General features: G+C 51.7%; 15 protein-coding genes. 7 read left to right on the top strand and 8 right to left on the bottom strand.

The features are described 5' to 3' along the window. Positions 1 to 200: 200 nt before the first annotated feature. Positions 201 to 869, bottom strand: a complete 669-nt coding sequence (locus ACQE3Z_RS07835; protein WP_426973153.1) for a glutathione S-transferase — start codon at positions 867 to 869, stop codon at positions 201 to 203. Between the two features lie 41 nt (positions 870 to 910). Then, positions 911 to 1,378: a redox-sensitive transcriptional activator SoxR gene (soxR, locus tag ACQE3Z_RS07830; RefSeq protein ID WP_085069709.1), complete on the bottom strand. Its 468-nt coding sequence runs from the start codon at positions 1,376 to 1,378 to the stop codon at positions 911 to 913. A gap of 88 nt (positions 1,379 to 1,466) precedes the next feature. Between soxR and soxS the strand changes: the two genes are divergently transcribed. After that, positions 1,467 to 1,895 (top strand): superoxide response transcriptional regulator SoxS, encoded by a 429-nt coding sequence (gene soxS, locus ACQE3Z_RS07825; RefSeq protein ID WP_250651039.1) that lies wholly within the window; start codon positions 1,467 to 1,469, stop codon positions 1,893 to 1,895. A 38-nt stretch (positions 1,896 to 1,933) separates the two neighbouring features. On the opposite strand, the gene ACQE3Z_RS07820 is transcribed toward soxS, so the two are convergent. Next, positions 1,934 to 3,214, bottom strand: a complete 1,281-nt coding sequence (locus ACQE3Z_RS07820; RefSeq protein ID WP_426973152.1) for a diguanylate cyclase domain-containing protein — start codon at positions 3,212 to 3,214, stop codon at positions 1,934 to 1,936. Positions 3,215 to 3,753: 539 nt separating this feature from the next. Between ACQE3Z_RS07820 and ACQE3Z_RS07815 the strand changes: the two genes are divergently transcribed. After that, a complete protein-coding gene (locus ACQE3Z_RS07815; RefSeq protein WP_085069703.1) occupies positions 3,754 to 4,035 on the top strand; it encodes a YjcB family protein in 282 nt (93 codons plus the stop codon). Positions 4,036 to 4,103: 68 nt separating this feature from the next. On the opposite strand, the gene ACQE3Z_RS07810 is transcribed toward ACQE3Z_RS07815, so the two are convergent. Next, complete coding sequence (locus ACQE3Z_RS07810; protein ID WP_426973151.1) at positions 4,104 to 5,060, bottom strand: ATP-grasp fold amidoligase family protein; 957 nt, start codon at positions 5,058 to 5,060, stop codon at positions 4,104 to 4,106. Positions 5,061 to 5,067: 7 nt separating this feature from the next. Next, positions 5,068 to 6,324, bottom strand: coding sequence for an oligosaccharide flippase family protein (locus tag ACQE3Z_RS07805; protein ID WP_426973150.1), 1,257 nt, complete (start codon positions 6,322 to 6,324; stop codon positions 5,068 to 5,070). Positions 6,325 to 6,855: 531 nt separating this feature from the next. On the opposite strand from ACQE3Z_RS07805, the gene ACQE3Z_RS07800 reads away from it, so the two are divergent. Continuing rightward, positions 6,856 to 7,254: a transposase gene (locus ACQE3Z_RS07800; RefSeq protein ID WP_085069697.1), complete on the top strand. Its 399-nt coding sequence runs from the start codon at positions 6,856 to 6,858 to the stop codon at positions 7,252 to 7,254. A 918-nt stretch (positions 7,255 to 8,172) separates the two neighbouring features. Here ACQE3Z_RS07800 and ACQE3Z_RS07795 read toward each other — a convergent pair. The 3 genes from ACQE3Z_RS07795 to ACQE3Z_RS07785 form a co-directional block, all read right to left on the bottom strand. Further along, a complete protein-coding gene (locus tag ACQE3Z_RS07795; RefSeq protein ID WP_426973148.1) occupies positions 8,173 to 9,138 on the bottom strand; it encodes a DMT family transporter in 966 nt (321 codons plus the stop codon). Positions 9,139 to 9,251: 113 nt separating this feature from the next. Next, entirely contained in the window at positions 9,252 to 10,079 is an 828-nt protein-coding gene (locus tag ACQE3Z_RS07790) for an AraC family ligand binding domain-containing protein (protein ID WP_426973147.1), read from the bottom strand. Between the two features lie 144 nt (positions 10,080 to 10,223). Continuing rightward, on the bottom strand, positions 10,224 to 11,771 hold the full coding sequence (locus tag ACQE3Z_RS07785; RefSeq protein ID WP_426973146.1) for a methyl-accepting chemotaxis protein: 1,548 nt from the start codon (positions 11,769 to 11,771) through the stop codon (positions 10,224 to 10,226). Between the two features lie 373 nt (positions 11,772 to 12,144). Here ACQE3Z_RS07785 and ACQE3Z_RS07780 point away from each other — a divergent pair, with 373 nt between their 5' ends. From ACQE3Z_RS07780 to ACQE3Z_RS07765, 4 genes are all read left to right on the top strand, one after another. Continuing rightward, complete coding sequence (locus ACQE3Z_RS07780) at positions 12,145 to 13,056, top strand: aminoimidazole riboside kinase (RefSeq protein ID WP_426973144.1); 912 nt, start codon at positions 12,145 to 12,147, stop codon at positions 13,054 to 13,056. Between the two features lie 242 nt (positions 13,057 to 13,298). Continuing rightward, on the top strand, positions 13,299 to 14,795 hold the full coding sequence (locus ACQE3Z_RS07775; protein ID WP_426973737.1) for a carbohydrate porin: 1,497 nt from the start codon (positions 13,299 to 13,301) through the stop codon (positions 14,793 to 14,795). Between the two features lie 32 nt (positions 14,796 to 14,827). Continuing rightward, entirely contained in the window at positions 14,828 to 16,201 is a 1,374-nt protein-coding gene (locus ACQE3Z_RS07770) for a sucrose-specific PTS transporter subunit IIBC (RefSeq protein WP_426973142.1), read from the top strand. Continuing rightward, positions 16,198 to 17,607, top strand: coding sequence for a sucrose-6-phosphate hydrolase (locus ACQE3Z_RS07765; RefSeq protein WP_426973141.1), 1,410 nt, complete (start codon positions 16,198 to 16,200; stop codon positions 17,605 to 17,607). Before ACQE3Z_RS07770 ends, ACQE3Z_RS07765 begins: the two co-directional genes overlap by 4 nt. Positions 17,608 to 17,627 lie beyond the last annotated feature (20 nt).

Below are 17,627 nucleotides of genomic sequence, written 5' to 3'. Positions count from 1 at the left end.
CTGGATAGATGCTGGCGTGAAATGAACAGAAGACGCCAGTAAAAAAAGCAAACGATTACTTCGCCGCGCGAATTAGGCCGCAATAGTGGCCTGTAAAAAGGCAAACGATTATCCTGCCTTTACGGGCATATTTTCAACTGCTGTTTACGCCTGAACCAGGATAATTCGCAAGGAAGAGCCGTTACGTCCTCTTTATCTGGCTACTCCGCCGCCAGATCGAGTTCGCCGCCCTGCTGAATGGCGCGCTGCCAGGCGGGACGACGCATAATGTTAGCAAGCCAGTCCTGCGTTGCCGGCATATTATTCAACCCGCCGCGCGCCGCCAGCCCCTGAACAGGAAAGCTCATTTGAAAATCCGCCAGCGTAAGCCGTTCGCCAGCGAACCAGCTATGGGTAGTCAGATGTCGCTCGATAAACTCACGATGCGTGGCCAGCTGCTTATCGATAAAGCCTTTACGCACGCCGTTACCGAAGGCTGCGCCGATGGGACGCAACAGCCAGGGCACCGGCGGCTTGCCCATTCTGCTGAAGATCAGGCGCATAACCACCAGCGGCATCAGCGACCCTTCCGCATAGTGCAGCCAGTAACGACTCTGCAACGCTTCCTCTTCATTCTGCGGCGTCAACCGCTGTTGGGCATCGTAGCGGTCCGCCAGATATTCCAGAATCGCGCCCGATTCAGCCACTACGCGATTGCCGTCGCTGATAACCGGCGCTTTCCCCAACGGATGCACCTGTTTCAGCGCCTCCGGCGCCAGCATATTTGCCTGACGCTGATAGCGCCGGATTTCATAGGGCAGCTCCAGCTCTTCCAGTAGCCAGAGGATGCGCTGAGAACGGGAGTTGTTGAGATGATGGACAACGATCATGGCCGATTCCTGTGGTTAAGCGCCAGCCTCCAGTATAGCGGCTACTCCTCTTCGCGCTGCGGATCGAGCAGGATCGCGCCGGTGCCCTTCTCCGCCAGCCGGTCGCCGGGGTTGCGCAACGGACAGTCGCGCATCGATAAACAGCCGCAGCCGATGCAGCCGTCAAGATCGTCACGCAGGTGCGTGAGGGTCTCGATCCGTTTCGTTAGCTCGGCGCGCCACTGCTCTGTGAGTTCTTCCCAGGCTTTAGGCGAAATACGCTTTTCGACCGGCATATGCGCCAGACTTTCGCTAACCGTCGCCAGGGGAATGCCGATGCGCTGGGCAATTTTAATGATTGCCACGCGGCGCAGCACATCACGGCTGTAGCGCCGTTGATTTCCACCATTGCGCGTGCTGGCGATCAGCCCTTTCGCCTCATAAAAATGCAGCGCGGAAACCGCTACCCCACTACGTTTCGCCACTTCGCCTGGCGTCAGTACCGGTTTGGGAGAACTGTTTTTTTTCATTTTGCGCTTTACCTCAAGTTAACTTGAGGAATTATACTCCCACCCCATTAACCCGCAACGCTTAAAATCTCATCAGAAGGACGTAGTCATGATGCATAACGACATTATTCATTCTCTGACTGACTGGATTGATCAGAACTTAGATAAAAACTTGTCCATCGATGAAGTCGCCGCCAAAGCAGGCTACTCAAAATGGCACCTGCAACGTATGTTCCGTACCGTAACGAAACAGACGTTGGGCAGCTATATTCGCGAGCGTCGACTGACGCTGGCGGCGGAAGCTCTTACTCTGACCCAGCGTCCGGTATTTGATATTGCGATGCAGTATGGTTTTGACTCGCAGCAAACTTTTTCGCGCGTATTCCGCCGTCAGTTTTCACAAACGCCCACGGCCTATCGCCACAGCATGCGTCGTCAAAGCGCGCTGCGTCAGCGTTCCGTTAATTATAATCGTAACGATGTTATTGGCAGTTACGCCCAGCGTACCACCGGCATCTGCTGCCCGGTCAGCGGTTAAAAGCGTAAGCCAGGCCCGGCGCGTTTGCCGGGCCGCTTTCAGGCTATTTCAGCCTGTGGATGGCTTTGTAGCAGCGGCGATAAGTACCATCCGCCGCCCAGCGATTTGATGTGATACATAGCAGCATCTGCCTGAGCCATTAACCCTTCTGTGGATCGCGCATTTTTTCCCATCGCTGCGCCAATGCTCACCGACCAGATAATTGGCTCGCCGTCCGGCAAAAGCAGCGGACTTTCCATGCTGATCATCAGATGCTCGACTACCGTGGCTATCTCCTCCGGCTCAGTGATATTACGCAACAGAACCGCAAATTCATCGCCGCCGAGGCGCGCCACGATATCTGTTTTTCTTACCTGCGCGCGCAGCCGCTGTGCGGTGGCGGTAATAATGGCATCGCCTGCCGCATGTCCCCATGTATCATTGATCTGCTTAAAGCGATCGCCATCAATAAACAGCACTGCCAGCCTTTGTCGCTGCGCGTTATCAGCAAAAGCCTGAGTCAGCGCCTGTTCAAATGCGATACGGTTCATTAAGCCGGTCAGGCTGTCATGACTGGCCTGATGCGTCAGATAGTCATGTTCACGCTTCATATGGCTTTGCCATTCGTCCAGCTCCGCCAGCAGGCAATTAAAATCATGGCTGAGCGCCTGTAGCTCAGCGATTTCAGCAGCAGGAACCCGGCGACCAAAAGCGCGACGCTGCCGTACATCCTGGGTTACCAGGGTAATACTTTGGAGCGCCTGTATAATCCCGGCATGCATCCGCCGCGACAGCAGTGAAGCCAGCGTTGCCGTGGTCAGCAGGCTGGCAGCCAGCCAGGCAAGCGTTTTATAGATATATTGGATAACCTGACTGGCGTTACCGATAAGCCAGATCTTTCCAATCTCTTCCCCACCATGCATCACCGGTATACTCATCGGCTGCGGAAAAAACCAGCGCGCAATCAGGCGTTCCAGGCCGTTTTTGCTCTGATGCGAGGCCTCATGCCAGCTGGCTAATAACCGCCCCTGTCCGTCATACACCCGTCCGTCGGCCAGACAGCCACGCCCGCCAATTTCCGCCAGCGCTTCGCGGATAATCTGTCCGTCGCCTTTTATTACTGCCGACTGCACCGTATAGCTCAGCGTTGAGGCCAATAGCTCCAGGTTATTTTCTGCATAGTTACGTAACGCAATCAGGGAAAGCGTGGACAAAGAGATGCAGGAAATCGTCATGGAAACAACGATAATGATCAGATGAATACGCTGCAGCGATTTGCGCAGTGTGGGACGCGCGATCGCCGGAGCGGTTTCAGAAAAGTGAGGGTGAGATTTAATCACATCGTCCTCCGTAACAGAGGCCGGGAAACGATGTGCTGGGCTGTGGGCGATGCCTGAGACCGATGTCAGCAGCAGAAAGCAACCTGGTCATAAATAGGTCCTGAATAATAGGGGCAGACGCAGCGCTAGCGGCGTGCATAAAAAGGGCGAAGCGGTTGCGCCCGCAACTTCGAAAAAGACTGACTGAATGCCATGCCCGGTACAATAAGACGGACGGTCAGATTCATCTCAAAGCAGGTGATCGCTCTGTAATTCGCCGATAAAACAATTAGTTATATTCTTTTTGCTCGTCGGTAATGTGTCTGATTAGGACTCATCCTGGAGCGCCGCTTTGTGCTGGTCTGCGATTAATTTTTAAACGGCTAACAGCCGTTTTTGCCGGTGTAAATTTTGTTCAAATTTTAAAATCTAGTGTTATAATGTGACCCAAGTCACACTTTAGTACTCTACGTTTATGACCGATAAAGACTTCCTGACATCTTTATCGCTGTCTTTTCCTTCCAGGCGTCAGGGTTGATAAGACACAGGGGTTGCATATTATGGCTACGCTTACCGCCAGCCTTGTTGTAATGCGTTGGGAATTGCTGAGCGCCGTACTAATGTTTTTCGCCAGCACTTTTAAAACAAAATGTCGTCAGACAAGCCATCCGGTAATGGCCTTTGTTTTTAGCGGCATTGGCGTGGGCCTGACCTGCTGGTTTGTTGCTGGTCTATTGGGGATGACGTTCAGTATGGAAAATTTCAATAATTTCCTGAACATCACCAAAGAGGCATTTATTAATATCATGAGCCAGACGCCACCTGCATGGCCGATGCCCTGATTAATTGCCTGATAAAAAAAGCGAGCTTGCTGGCTCGCTTTTTTTATTATTCACCCAGCCGAACACCACTATACTTTTTTTAGTATCGCCGGCAGCGTTACGTCGGTCACATCCGGCGAAGCGCCTGGCGTTGGCTGCGTGATATGATCCTGCAACCACATTTCACCCATCATCCGATTCAGTCCACGGTCGAGGCCGGTAACCAATCCTGCGCCTGGCGTAAAGGTTAATTCGCCAAACCACACCTGCTCTTCATGGATATACCAGTCCACACGAACATAATCGAAATCTTTCGCCAGGGTTTTACTTAACGCTAATGCGTGCTCCAGCTTCGGCATCACTCCATTAAGGTCAAGACCCGTATCGCGAATTTTGTACCAGGCTTCTTTTAGGTTGTTAACGTAAAAGTTCATCGACAACGCCGGATTGCTGCGGTTGTAGATCACCTGCAGCACATATTCAAAATTACCGTCCTTTTTATTGAACATGTGGAACTTATAATCGATCGGCGCACTTTTCCCATCGCCGATATACTGCTCAACCAGAATGCGCGGCTTAATATAACGGTAATGAATTTCGCGCGCTTCTTCAGAAAAGTCTTTACGCAGCCATTCCTGGCAACGATTAATGATCAGCTGCTTTTGCAGGCTATCAGGCTCTTCTAACAAAATTTCTACCATGTTAGAACCATGGTTAGGCTTAACCACCGTGTTCTTCAGGCCAGGCAAGCTCAGCAGCGTCGTCGGATCGCTGGTTTCATGCACCAGTGGGATCAAATACTCTTCGCCAATCGCTTCAGCAATATAATCGCGTACCGTGAACTTATCGGAGAGTTTGCCGTAACGGGCATAGTCGCCGTTGACAAACTTACGATACAGAACCTTCTCATTAAACAGCTTGGGTTCACGGATGTTGGGTAGTCTTTTAAATTTACGAAAATAGTGAATGCGGTCCTGATATGCCCACGGCATTTTCTTAACAAAATAAAGAACGCTTCTTCTTAATTCATCTTTAAACTTAGACATTTTAACCTCATTTGTAAGTTTTGTAGTTGAGTGAGGAAACGTGGATCTTGCGAATGACGCCATGCTTAAAGAAGTAATTCATTACGGTCAGGGACAGAATTTCTGTGATTAAAACGCTCCAGGCTGCGCCAACCAAACCAAAACAGGTAATTAATAACCATGCCAGCGGTATGCTGATTAACATCAGACAGAGAATTTTCTTCAACAGATAATTAAAACCTCCTTCTTTGACCATATAACGATATGCGACCGTCCCCATTGACGAAAAGCAAGTTGCTAATGACAACAACGTAACGATACTTCCTGATTGTGTGTAATCTTCCCCATACAGGGTAATAATGATCTTCTCACCGTAAAGGGATACGATAAGCAGCATCAATAGTGAAATAACCATGACATAGCCATTCAACCGTGCAGTCAGCTTTAACGCCTTCTCTGACTGCTCTCTGAATATTTCAGTAAAGCTTGAGGTAATAATTGCCGCAGGAATAAATATCCATGATGCAGAAATGATATTCGCTGCGTTAAATAACCCAACATCCCTTGCAGTCCCTACGCTGACCAGGAAGAATTGCGCCATTTTTATCTGAATTGAAATAAATATGCTCGAAATCGCTAAAGGCAGTCCGGCATATATTAAGTAACGCAGATAACTGCCGCTTTTACCTGGCGGCGGTTCTTCATCACTGTAACGCTGATAAAAGCTATACCGTTTAATCATGTATGGTACCAGCGTGACGGCGACAATAGACAAGGTCAACCACAGCGGGCTCAACTTTAGCCAGGCAACGCTAAAGCTAATAGCAAAGCCCAGCAACATGCCCACGGTGTTGGCAATCGTATTAAAGCGCGACGCCAGCTGGGCATTGTTAAAAACGCTAAAGGTATCCTGCGTAACAAACAGCGCCGCTACAAACGAAGCCAACGCAAAGGCGAGATAGTTCTCGCGCATGTGGTAGTACATCCAAACCAAAAGCGGCAAGGAAAGCAGCAACAGTAAAGCCAAACGCAGCTTTTTGGCGATGGTCATCAGACGCATCCCTTTCTGTGCGCTTTTACTGATGCGCTTGAACAGAAGGGTTTCAGTGCCAAAAATTGCAATAGTTTGCACCACTGAGAACAGCGATGTTGAAAAAGACATCTGACCAAATACCGTGGGTCCAAAAGATTTTGCTACATAAGACGTGACAAAAATTACGCCAAATATGGAAACAAATTTTTCAGATATCATCCAGGCGGCGTTGGACATCACACTGTATTTCATCGACGCATCCTTTGTATTTCTCACTTCTCACATATGAAAAAGACGTCCGTGTTTTAAACGTACAATTACGCACAGTGAACTCTGGCGGCACAAGATTAAAAACCACATTCCACTACCGGTTATCTAAATAACGGTTACTTGCCTTTTCATGAGATTTTTCTCATAGGCTATCTGGTAAAAAATGGTCTTTTCAATTTTGTGTAAACGATTTCATAAAAATTATTTTTTGAAAGCTACCCTGGCACAAATTTACCGTTACGCAAGTTTCCGGTGGAGTGCCAGCATTGTCAAAATCGTTCACCTGACGGGAAGTGAATTTATAACAAAACTGGGTGCTGAGAAAGGTATGGGTTTAAGCCAAAGATAAAATAAGAGAAATCCCATGATGATATTTCTACAGGATAACTTAACTTATTGCTTGCCATTCAAATCGCGCACTTTAAAACGCTGCTTTAATATTCCAGGGGATTAGATCCATTTATTATTGCAGCTTTTCTCATCCATTAATTGATTAGAAAGGTAACAGCATTTATGAGAAAGTCACGATACACCGAAGAGCAAATCACCAATGCGATTAAAGCTTCTGAGTGTGGCGTTAAGGTCAAAGATATCTGTGAAGATTTGGGGATTTCTGAAGCGACCTTTTATAGCTGGAAGAAGAAGTACGCTGGGTTATCTTCCGAGGAAGGTAGAAAAATCAAAGAGTTAGAGGAGAGACTGCAGGCACTAAACCGGGAACTGCAAATTCTGAGTTCTGATAAAGCGATGCTGCAAAGCGTGGTCAAAAACTTCTTTACGACTAATGATAAGCGGCAAGCAGTTAATTATTTACAGGATACTTTCGAGATAGGTACACGCCGTAGCTGCCGCCTGCTTGATATTAGCCGTAGCGTTTATCACTATCCTTCCGGGCAGTGTGATAATCACTGATTAAATAATAATGCCTACGCTCAGGATAAATCTGATAAGCAAAGATGTGTGAAATTAATTAAAATTTTAAGAACAAGCCATTCGTACCATTTTTTCCTGAACTATTTCAGTTTGGGCACGATTGTTTTTTAGGCTTTCTTTTATCACACTCACATTAAAACCCTTTATTTCAGGTATTTCCCGGCTTACCTTTCTTTACTTATGCAGGAAAGGCGGCCGGGAAGCACTTCAGCCCTTTTAATAGTCTTCTCTGTAACGGTCCATTTCGCTTCAATCTGCCTTATACTTTCCAGATAAATCTGTATCGGTTTGTCCATGCCTTTTATGGCAAATCGGGGTCTGATTTATCTGCTTGCCGTACCCTACTCATCGCAGGATCGCCGCAAAGTCATTAAGCACAGTTAATGATTATCACGTTGCAATGCGTTCAAAAGATGGTCTTAACCGTTTTCACTTTCAGGTTTCTAATGATTTTTGTAAGAGGATCTTTGTTTACCGCTCTGCTTGTTGAGGGCAACTCAAGCAATGTTTGGATCGCGATTTTTACCATAATGTGATGTGCAACACATTAGCGATACAGTAGTAAACTTTGACATTTATGCGTCTGGGTTGAAACGTTTTAGCGAAAAATCCGATAGCGCAGGAGGGGGCACTTATGGCAAGACAATCAGATAGTTAGTTGAGAAATGACCCAGGTTACCGCCGTTATCAGGTTAAGTATTATCTTAATATCAGGGCCAATTTTTATCTACTGCAATATTAGCTCCCTTTCAGCAAAAATTTTATTTCCCGGACGGGCTTTTTTTACGTAAACGTTGCCACTTAACGCAAATCAAAACAAAAACGGTGAAAAGCCGTTGAGGGTTTTCTTAAAAGCGCCTGGTCAGCTATTTAAACCGGACGCTTTTTCTAAGTAAATTATGGGGAAATATCCAACGGTGCGACTATTGGCTCAGGTTTAATGCGAATAGCAATCAATACGCCAATAATTAAACAGGCAATTCCCATTAGCGTGAGCAGCGGTGGCCAGCTCTGGCGCAGCATGAAAGTATAGGCCAGCCCCGCCAGCGTTTCGAAAACGATAAGCGGCCCTACCAGCACCGTCGGCAAACGCTGACAGGCTTCATTCCAGCACAGCGCCCCAATCCATGAGCAAAACAGCCCAATCGCCAGCATCAGAGGAATAAAGACCTCTGGCCGGGGGCCGAAAGGCAGAGCAAAACCTGGCATAGTCCAGTTCATCATCAGGGCTACCAGCAGCCAGGCCAGTAGTGCCAGCGGCAGCGTTGCCACGCCCTGTGCCGTAGCCCAGGTCCCCGGTTTTTTATCGGGGTTAGCGCGTAGCCAACGGGCGTTGCGCAGCGGATACCAGGTCCAACAGATCACCGCCATAACCGCCAGGGCAATACCGCTCAGATAACTGGCCCATTCAATGTGTTGCGCCGCGCCGCGTAACTCAGCCACATTCACGCAGACTAAACCGACAACGATCAGTAGCAGTGCAGGCATTAGCTTACCCCAGGCTAAGCGCCCCTCCTGACCACCATATAACAGGTTTGAAGTGATGGTTATTACTACCGGCAGTGTTCCGATCAGCATGGTTGATACGGGTGCGCCGGTACGCTGAATAGCGGCGGCGAGACAGCTGTAATAAAGAAGATTGCCTATCAGCGTCAGACGGAAAGCTTCTGCCCAGTCGCCGCGTGATAACCGTTTCAAACGGTGCCGGTCGTGCCAGGCTAACGCCAGAGCGATCATTCCAAAGGCCAGATAGCGGCCGGCGGAAAGCATTGTGGCGGGATATTCCGGCACCAGTAGCGGGCTAACAAAAATCAGGCCCCATAGCAGGCCAGCGGCCAGCGCAAAAAGTACTCCTGCAAGCATAGCGGTCTCATTAACAATTATATGAGCGGCCATTGTGACGCAGGTTGAGCGGAAAATATTGTAGGAGATTGCGATCGGCGCAGGAGAGGATCACTGGCGCTGGTCGACGGCTTTTAACGGCCAGCTATCTGCTTCTGGTAGCGAACGGGGGTTATGCCATAGCGATGAGCAAACGCGCGTGTCAGATGCGCCTGATCGGTTAACCCCACGCCAAGAGCAACATCGGCGGCGCTGTAACCCTGCGCCAACATGCGCTTGGCCTCAAACAGACGAAAGGCCATCAGCATCTGGTGCGGCGTAACATGAAAGTGATATTTAAACTGACGCAAAAAATGATAAGGACTGAGCGAAACCAGTTCAGCCAGTTCCGCCAGGGTGACCGACTGGGCATAGCTGGCACGCAAATAGTCGCGCACCTTATCAAAACGGTGCATTTTCTCCTGCGGTGCTTTATCCGCAATACGGGCGTAAGGCCGGAACAGATCCACAATCTGTAGCATCTGACCGTGAGCGGTCAGTGCATCAGGCGCCCGCCACAATGCGGCTATCGCCTGCGAAAGCTGGCAAGCAATCAAAGGCTCCTCTTTTACTACCTCGGTAAACCACCAGCCGCGCTCGCCCGTCAGCGTCTCCAGCGTTTCAGGATCGATATAGATCATACGGTAACGCCAGCCCTCTTCTCCCAGCGATTCGCCGGTATGGAGTTCGTCCGGATTCATCATTACCAGCGATTGCGCCGCCGCAATATGACTGGCGCCGCGATAACGAAAGCGCTCCGCGCCGAAATCAATCGCGCCGATCCCAAACGCTTCATGGGTATGAGGCTCAAAGGCATAGCGTGATATATGCGCCTGATAAAGTTCAACGCCGGGCAGCTCGCTAAGCTGAAGAAACTGGGCGCGATCCTTTTCACTGGGAAACTGTTGCGGCACACCCTGCACACTAAACTCCTGAGAGAAAAAAGAGAGAAAGCAGAGCATGGCAGTTGCGTGTGAATAACGCAAAAGATGGCTATGCTCTGCCAGCAATTTCTGTGAAACAAGTTGGAAAAGGGCGACGCAACGTTATCGCCCTTGTTGGCCTGATTAATGCGCGGGTAGCTGGAACGCCGAAACGGTATTTTTCAGGTAGTTAACCTGTTCTTCCAGTGAAGAAGCCGCAGAAGCAGATTCCTGCACTAGCGCGGCGTTTTGCTGCGTCACGCCATCCATCTCTGTTACCGCCTGTTCAATCTGCATAATGCCACGGCTCTGCTCGTCGGACGCGGTAGAAACCTCCTGCATCAGTGCGTTAACGCGCGTAACGGAATCGATGATATTCGCGATCGCCTCGCCGGTTTTGGTCACCTGCTGCGATCCCTGGCTGATACTGGTAACGGAATCTTTAATCAACTCTTCGATTTCGCGCGCGGCGGCGGCGCTACGGCTTGCCAGATTGCGCACTTCACCGGCCACTACCGCGAAGCCCCGTCCCTGCTCCCCGGCTCGCGCCGCTTCTACCGCAGCGTTCAATGCCAAAATGTTGGTTTGGAAGGCGATGCTGTTAATCACGGTGGTGATCTCTTCGATTTTCCGTGAGCTCTGTGTGATGCCGCTCATGGTAGTGATCACCGCTTTCGAGACTTCGTTACCGCTTTGAGCCGCTTTTACCGCTTCCTGCGTCAGGCGCGTTGCCTGATAAACGTTATCGGTATTCTGTTTTACCGTTGCACTCAGCTCTTCCATGCTGGCTGCGGTTTGTGTCAGCGCTGACGCCTGTTGCTCAGTACGCGAAGAGAGATCGATATTACCAACGGCAATTTCCTGCGACGCGTTGGCTACGGAGTGACAAGAGTCACGTACCTGGCTAATGATCTGAATCAATGCCAGACGCATCTGCTCAATAGAGCGCATCACTTCAGAAATTTCAGTGCGTGAGGTCGCGCTAACCGGTACGGTATGCTGTAACTGCCCCTCGGCAATTTTGCTGCACTGCTCTTTCGCTGCCAGCAGTGAATCAAGCAGGTATTTTTTCAACAGGAAATAGATCAGGCCAATAATGAAAACAAACACCACGGCAAACAGCACCAGCATGATCACCGAGAAGTTAAAGTTCTGCTGAGCGGTAGCGTTGAGCTGTTTCGCGTAGGCTTCGTGCAACGCCAGCACCTGATCCAGCGCAATTTCATACTGGCGGTCCAGTTTAGCCACCTGGGTGAGCTGACTGGTGAATCCGGCCTGGTCGCCGCTATGCGCTGCGGCGATCAGCGGTTCGATTCCCTGTTGCTTATAGGCCAGCCAGGCACGCTGATACTCAGCCAGCAGCACATCTTCATCTTTCAGACGCGGCGCTTTTACATAGGCGGCAAAGGCATCATCCATTTTTTGCACCAGCGTTTCCACACCCGCCATTCTGGCGTTGGCACTCTCAATATCGCCTTTCTCCAGCTGCTTCATATACTCCATCAGATGCACACGGAGGTTACGGCTGTGGTTGATAGGATCGATGATGGACAACACCACGCGGATTTCCTTGTTCACACTGTCGAGCGAGTTATTGCTGCGCACAAACAGGAAAGCGTTAGTCACGGAACTGAACAGAAAAATTGCCAGTAAGGCGATCAGAATAATAAGTGAAGAGCGTTTGATGGTCATTAAAGGGATCTCTGAATAAAACCGGTGCCCTCTTTATCGGCCATAGTCAGAAATTTCTTATATGTTCATGCGCGCAAAGCACTGTTTTTCACTTTTTATTGAGCTTTTCATTGATCCTTCGCACGAAAACCTTAAACGTAACTTATACGGCGTGCCGGGCGCTATCCGCCGCGCGCCTGTTCCCGCAGGCATCATTCGCAACAGCTCTGCCCGGTGATGCGCAGGCAGCCAGAATTACCCGTATGCAGGCCGTGCTGGCTGGCGCTCCGCAATTCTTTTCCTTTAAAGCTCGTTTACGCAGGGCTATCACCCGCATTGAAAAATGTGCCATGATTAGCTAAATCGGTTTAGCATGATTAGCTAAGAGGAAGCGATGACAAAACGTATCTGGGTATTGGGTGACGCCGTAGTGGATCTGCTGCCGGAAGGCGAGCAGCGTTTGATAGTCTGTCCTGGCGGCGCGCCGGCAAATGTGGCGGTCGGCATCGCCCGACTGGGCGGAAACAGCGCCTTTATTGGCTGCACAGGAGAGGATCCCTTTGGTCAGCTACTGCGGAAAACGCTTCAGCAGGAAAATGTGGATACCGGTTATATGCGTGCGCTGCCGGACCAACGCACCTCAACGGTGCTGGTCGGCCTGGACGAAGAAGGCGAACGCACTTTTACCTTTATGGTACGCCCGAGCGCCGATCTGTTTTTGACCCCGGCGGATCTCCCTGTGTTTCAGAAAGGCGAAGGTCTGCATCTTTGTTCGATTGCCCTCAGCGCCGAGCCATCACGCAGCGCAGCTTTCAGTGCCATCGATGGTATCCAGCAGGCTGGCGGCTGGGTGAGTTTCGATCCTAACCTACGGGAAGACCTCTGGTCAGATCCACAGGAAATGCGCGACGTTGTCGCTCAGGCGCTGCTGAAAGCAGATGTGATAAAGCTTTCACTGGAAGAGCTTTATTTTCTCACCGACAGCAACGAGCTGCATGACGGCATTACCCGTTTCAGCGCGCATTATCGTCCCGCTCTGCTGTTGGTTACCCAGGGCAAGGCAGGCGTGACGCTCTGGCAGAACGGCGAACTGAGCCACTATTCAGCCCCGCAGGTTAAAGTAGTTGATACTACCGGTGCAGGCGATGCGTTTGTTGCCGGTCTGCTGGACGCTCTGATCCGCGATCCTAACCCCCTTTCACCTGTTGAGCTTCCGCAGGCGATCGCCAGCGCTCAACGCTGTGGCGCACTGGCAACAACGGCACGCGGTGCAATGACCGCCCTGCCTTATCAGGATCCCCACTAAAAACAGAAAATTGCTGGCCCGGTCACAATTACTAAACCGGGTTAGCAAGTTTTATTGATCTACTAGATCCAATTTCAATATCCTCCTGTCGAACCGGTTTAGCAAAGTTGTTAATCCTCTGGAGAATAGCCTAATTGAACATCTTGACCCCTTTGGCTGGTGTTGCTGCTTTTACCCTGGTCACCACGCCGTTCGCCTTTGCCGATACCAGCGTAGATCAGCTTGCCGCCCGACTTGCTGCTATGGAGGCTCGCCTACAGGCGGCTGAGCAGCGCGCGGCCGACGCGGAAAAACGCGCCCGCCAGGCAGAAATGCGCGTTGCCGGAATTGAACAGCAGCGTGACAAGTCTCAGCCGGTAGCCTTGACGAACACTGCGCCGCCAGCCGCAGCGAACCCTGTGCACGCCGCTTCTGCGTCTTCAGCTGCCGTACCATCGCCTTCTTCATCGCCAATGACCACTGCTGCCGTGCCAGACGCGCCGACGCAAACGCCAGAGATCGCCGAAGGGTTTGAATTTCACGGCTATGCACGATCCGGCCTGATCATGAATGATGCGGCCACCAGCACGCAGAGCGGTCCCTATCTGACGCCAGCAGGCGAAACCGGCGGTGCGATAGGGAGACTCGGCAATGAAAATAACACCTATGTCGAACTTAACCTGGAACATAAAACCCGCCTGGCTAACGGTGCTACAACCCGCTTTAAAGCGATGCTGGCAGATGGTCAGCAGAGCTACAACGACTGGACGGCAGATACCAGCAGCCTGAATCTGCGTCAGGCTTTCGTTGAGTTAGGCAGCCTGCCGACCTTTACCGGCGCGTTCCATAACAGCACGCTATGGGCAGGCAAGCGCTTCGATCGCGATAACTTTGATATTCACTGGCTGGACTCGGATGTGGTGTTTCTTGCCGGAACCGGCGGCGGAATTTATGACGTGCGCTGGAACGATCGGGTACGCAGCAACTTTTCTCTTTACGGCCGCAACTTTGGCGATATTGAAACGGTGGATAACACCATCCAAAACTATATCGTAACCGCCAATAACTTTGTCGGACCGTTCCAGTTTATGCTCAGCGGGCTGCGCGCCAAAGATAACGAAGAGCGCGTCAATAATGGCGTTCGCAATGACAACGCCGGTGACACTGGTTTTCATGCCATGGCGGCGCTGCACAACGACAGCTTTTACGGGCTGCGCGCCGGTCAGGCTAAAAGCGCTCTGCTGTACGGCCACGGTCTGGGCGCGGAGGTAAAAGGCATTGGTTCGGATGGCAACCTGACGCAAAACGCCAACACCTGGCGTCTGGCCAGCTACGGCACCACCGCGATTAATAACACCTGGAGCTTCGCCCCGGCGCTACTGGCTCAGCAAAGTCGCGATCGCTATGTGCGGGGCGATGACTATCGCTGGCTGACGTTTAATGCCCGCTTTATCCAGGAAATTAACCAGAACTTCGCGTTGGCCTGGGAGGGCAGCTATCAATATATGGATCTTGATCCGCAGGGCTTTAAAAACCGTCAGAGCGTTAGCGGTAGCTTTTACAAGCTGACGCTGGCACCAACGTTCAAGGTCGGCGATATCGGCGACTTCTTTACCCGACCGGAAATTCGTTTTTTCGCCAGCTGGATGAACTGGGATAGCTCGCTGGATAACTATGCCAGCGACGACGCCTTTGGCAGCAGCGGCTTCTCTTCCGGCGGCGAGTGGAATATTGGCGTGCAGATGGAAACCTGGTTCTGACACCAGACAAAAATAACCTGACAGGGGGCAGTATGGATTTTAATAAGGTTGCGCAGCAGCTTTTACCGCTATTGGGCGGCAGGGAAAATATTGCATCGGCCGCGCACTGCGCTACGCGTCTGCGTCTGGTACTGGTGGATGACGCTAAGGCAGATAAAGATGCTATCGATAAACTGGATGGCGTAAAGGGCTGCTTTCGTAATGCTGGACAAATGCAGATTATTTTCGGCACCGGCGTGGTGAACAAGGTTTATGCCGCCTTTATTCAGGCGGCAGGCATCAGCGAAGCCAGCAAAGGCGAAACGGCGCAGGCAGCAACGCAAAAACTGAATCCGGCGCAGCGCGTCGCCCGACTGCTGTCGAACATTTTTGTGCCGATTATCCCGGCGATTGTCGCATCGGGCGTGCTGATGGGCCTGCTCGGCATGATGAAGACCTACGGCTGGGTCAATCCTGACAGCGCACTGTTTGTCATGCTGGATATGTTCAGTTCGGCGGCCTTTATCATTCTACCGATCCTGATTGGCTTTACCGCCGCACGCGAATTTGGCGGCAACCCTTATCTTGGCGCAACGCTGGGCGGGATTCTTACCCATCCGGCGCTGACCAACGCCTGGGGCGTGGCGGGCGGTTTTAAAACCATGGATTTTTTCGGTCTGGATGTGGCAATGATCGGCTATCAGGGCACGGTATTCCCGGTGCTGCTGGCCGTCTGGTTTATGAGCCTGCTGGAGAAGCGTCTGCGTCGGGTTATTCCGGACGCGCTGGATATTATTCTGACGCCGTTCCTGACGGTAATCATTTCCGGTTTTGTCGCCATGCTGATCATTGGTCCGGCGGGACGGGCGCTGGGCGATGGCATTTCTCTGGTACTGAGTACGCTGATCGCTCATGCGGGCTGGCTGGCAGGGTTGCTGTTCGGCGGACTCTATTCCGTGATTGTGGTCACCGGTATACATCACAGCTTCCATGCCATTGAAGCGGGCCTGCTGGGCAATCCCTCAATCGGCGTTAACTTCCTTTTGCCGATCTGGTCGATGGCCAATGTGGCGCAGGCGGGCGCCTGTCTGGCAGTCTGGTTTAAAACCCGCGATGTTAAGGTACGCAGTATTGTGCTGCCCTCCGCTTTTTCCGGCATGCTCGGTATTACTGAAGCGGCCATTTTCGGCGTGAATCTGCGTTATATGAAACCCTTTATTGCCGGTATCGTTGGCGGTGCGGCGGCAGGAGCCTGGGTGGTAATTAGTCACGTTAATATGACGGCGGTTGGGCTGACGGCGCTGCCGGGCATGGCCATTGTGCAGGCCAGCTCGCTGGTGAACTACATTATCGGTATGGCGATCGCCTTTGGCATCGGCTTCCTGCTCTCCCTGATGCTGAAATATAAAGTTGAGGCCAGCGCATGAAAGAGGCAGCACTTCTGAAACAAACCGTAAAGGCGCTGATGCAGGGACAGCTCCGCGCCGCTCAGGATCCTCATCGCCCGGCCTGGCATCTGGCGCCATCGGTGGGCCTGCTGAATGACCCAAACGGCTTTATTCAGTTTGATGGCGATTTTCATCTTTTTTATCAATGGAATCCGCTGGCCTGCGCACACGGCGCAAAATTTTGGGGCCACTGGCGTTCCGCCGATTTGGTCCACTGGCAACATGAGCCGATCGCGCTGGTGCCGTCAGAAGAGTATGAAAGCCACGGCTGTTACTCGGGTTCTGCGGTAGATAATGATGGCGTGCTGACGCTGATCTATACCGGCAACGTCAAGTTTGCGAAAGGCCGCACCGCCTGGCAGTGCCTGGCCACGCTGGAAGAAGACGGCAGTTGTCGTAAGCTGGGCCCGGTTCTGGCTCTGCCTGAGGGTTACAGCGGCCATGTGCGTGACCCGAAAGTGTGGCGGCATGACGACGGGCAGTGGTACATGGTACTGGGCGCGCAAAACCTGGCAGGCGAAGGCAAAGTGCTGCTGCTGCGCAGTGAAGATCTGCATAGCTGGCAACTGCTGGGCGAAATCGCCGGCAGCCAGCTTAATGGGCTGGGCGATTTTGGCTATATGTGGGAGTGCCCGGATCTCTTCCGTCTGGGCGAGCGCGATATCCTGATTACCTGCCCGCAGGGACTGGCACCTCAGCAGAAACGCTGGCTCAATACCTTTCAGAGCGGCTATTTTATTGGTGAACTGGATTATCAGCACGCCCGTTTCCCGCATGGCGACTTCCATGAACTCGACCTTGGCTTTGAGTTTTATGCTCCGCAAACCACCGCCAGCAGCGACGGAAGAAGGCTGCTGTTTGGCTGGATGGGCATTCCCGATGGCGATGAGTTTTATCAGCCCACCATCGCTTACGGCTGGATCCATCAAATGACCTGCCCACGCGAGCTGACGCTGGAACAGGGCAGCCTGCGGCAACGCCCGGCGCGTGAGCTGCAGCAGCTGCGCCATTCACCGCTGACATTACAGGGCGCAGCGCAACAGCTGGAGCTGCTTGATATCAGCAGCGCCGAATTGCTGATGCAGCCAGAGGGCGCGCTAACGCTGCATTTCGCTGATGCGCTCCGCTTGAGCTGGAATGGAGAAGAACTACAACTGTCGCGGCGCAACCCGCGTAGCGGCGTTGAAGAGCATCGTTACTGGCACGGCAGCCTTGCCCGTCTGCATATTTTTTGCGACCGTTCCAGCATTGAGATTTTTATCAACGATGGTGAGGCGGTGATGTCCAGCCGCTATTTTCCCACGGTGACGCCGCAGTTGCGGCTGGAAGGCGAGACGAATGTCAGGCTGCATTACTGGCGACTGGAAGCGGGCGTGATAGTATAACCGCCATCAAATCACCCTGA

This window comes from Pantoea sp. FN0307 (assembly GCF_050113815.1).
Classification (GTDB): domain Bacteria; phylum Pseudomonadota; class Gammaproteobacteria; order Enterobacterales; family Enterobacteriaceae; genus Mixta; species Mixta alhagi.
This window is presented reverse-complemented; position numbering and strand designations above follow the sequence as displayed.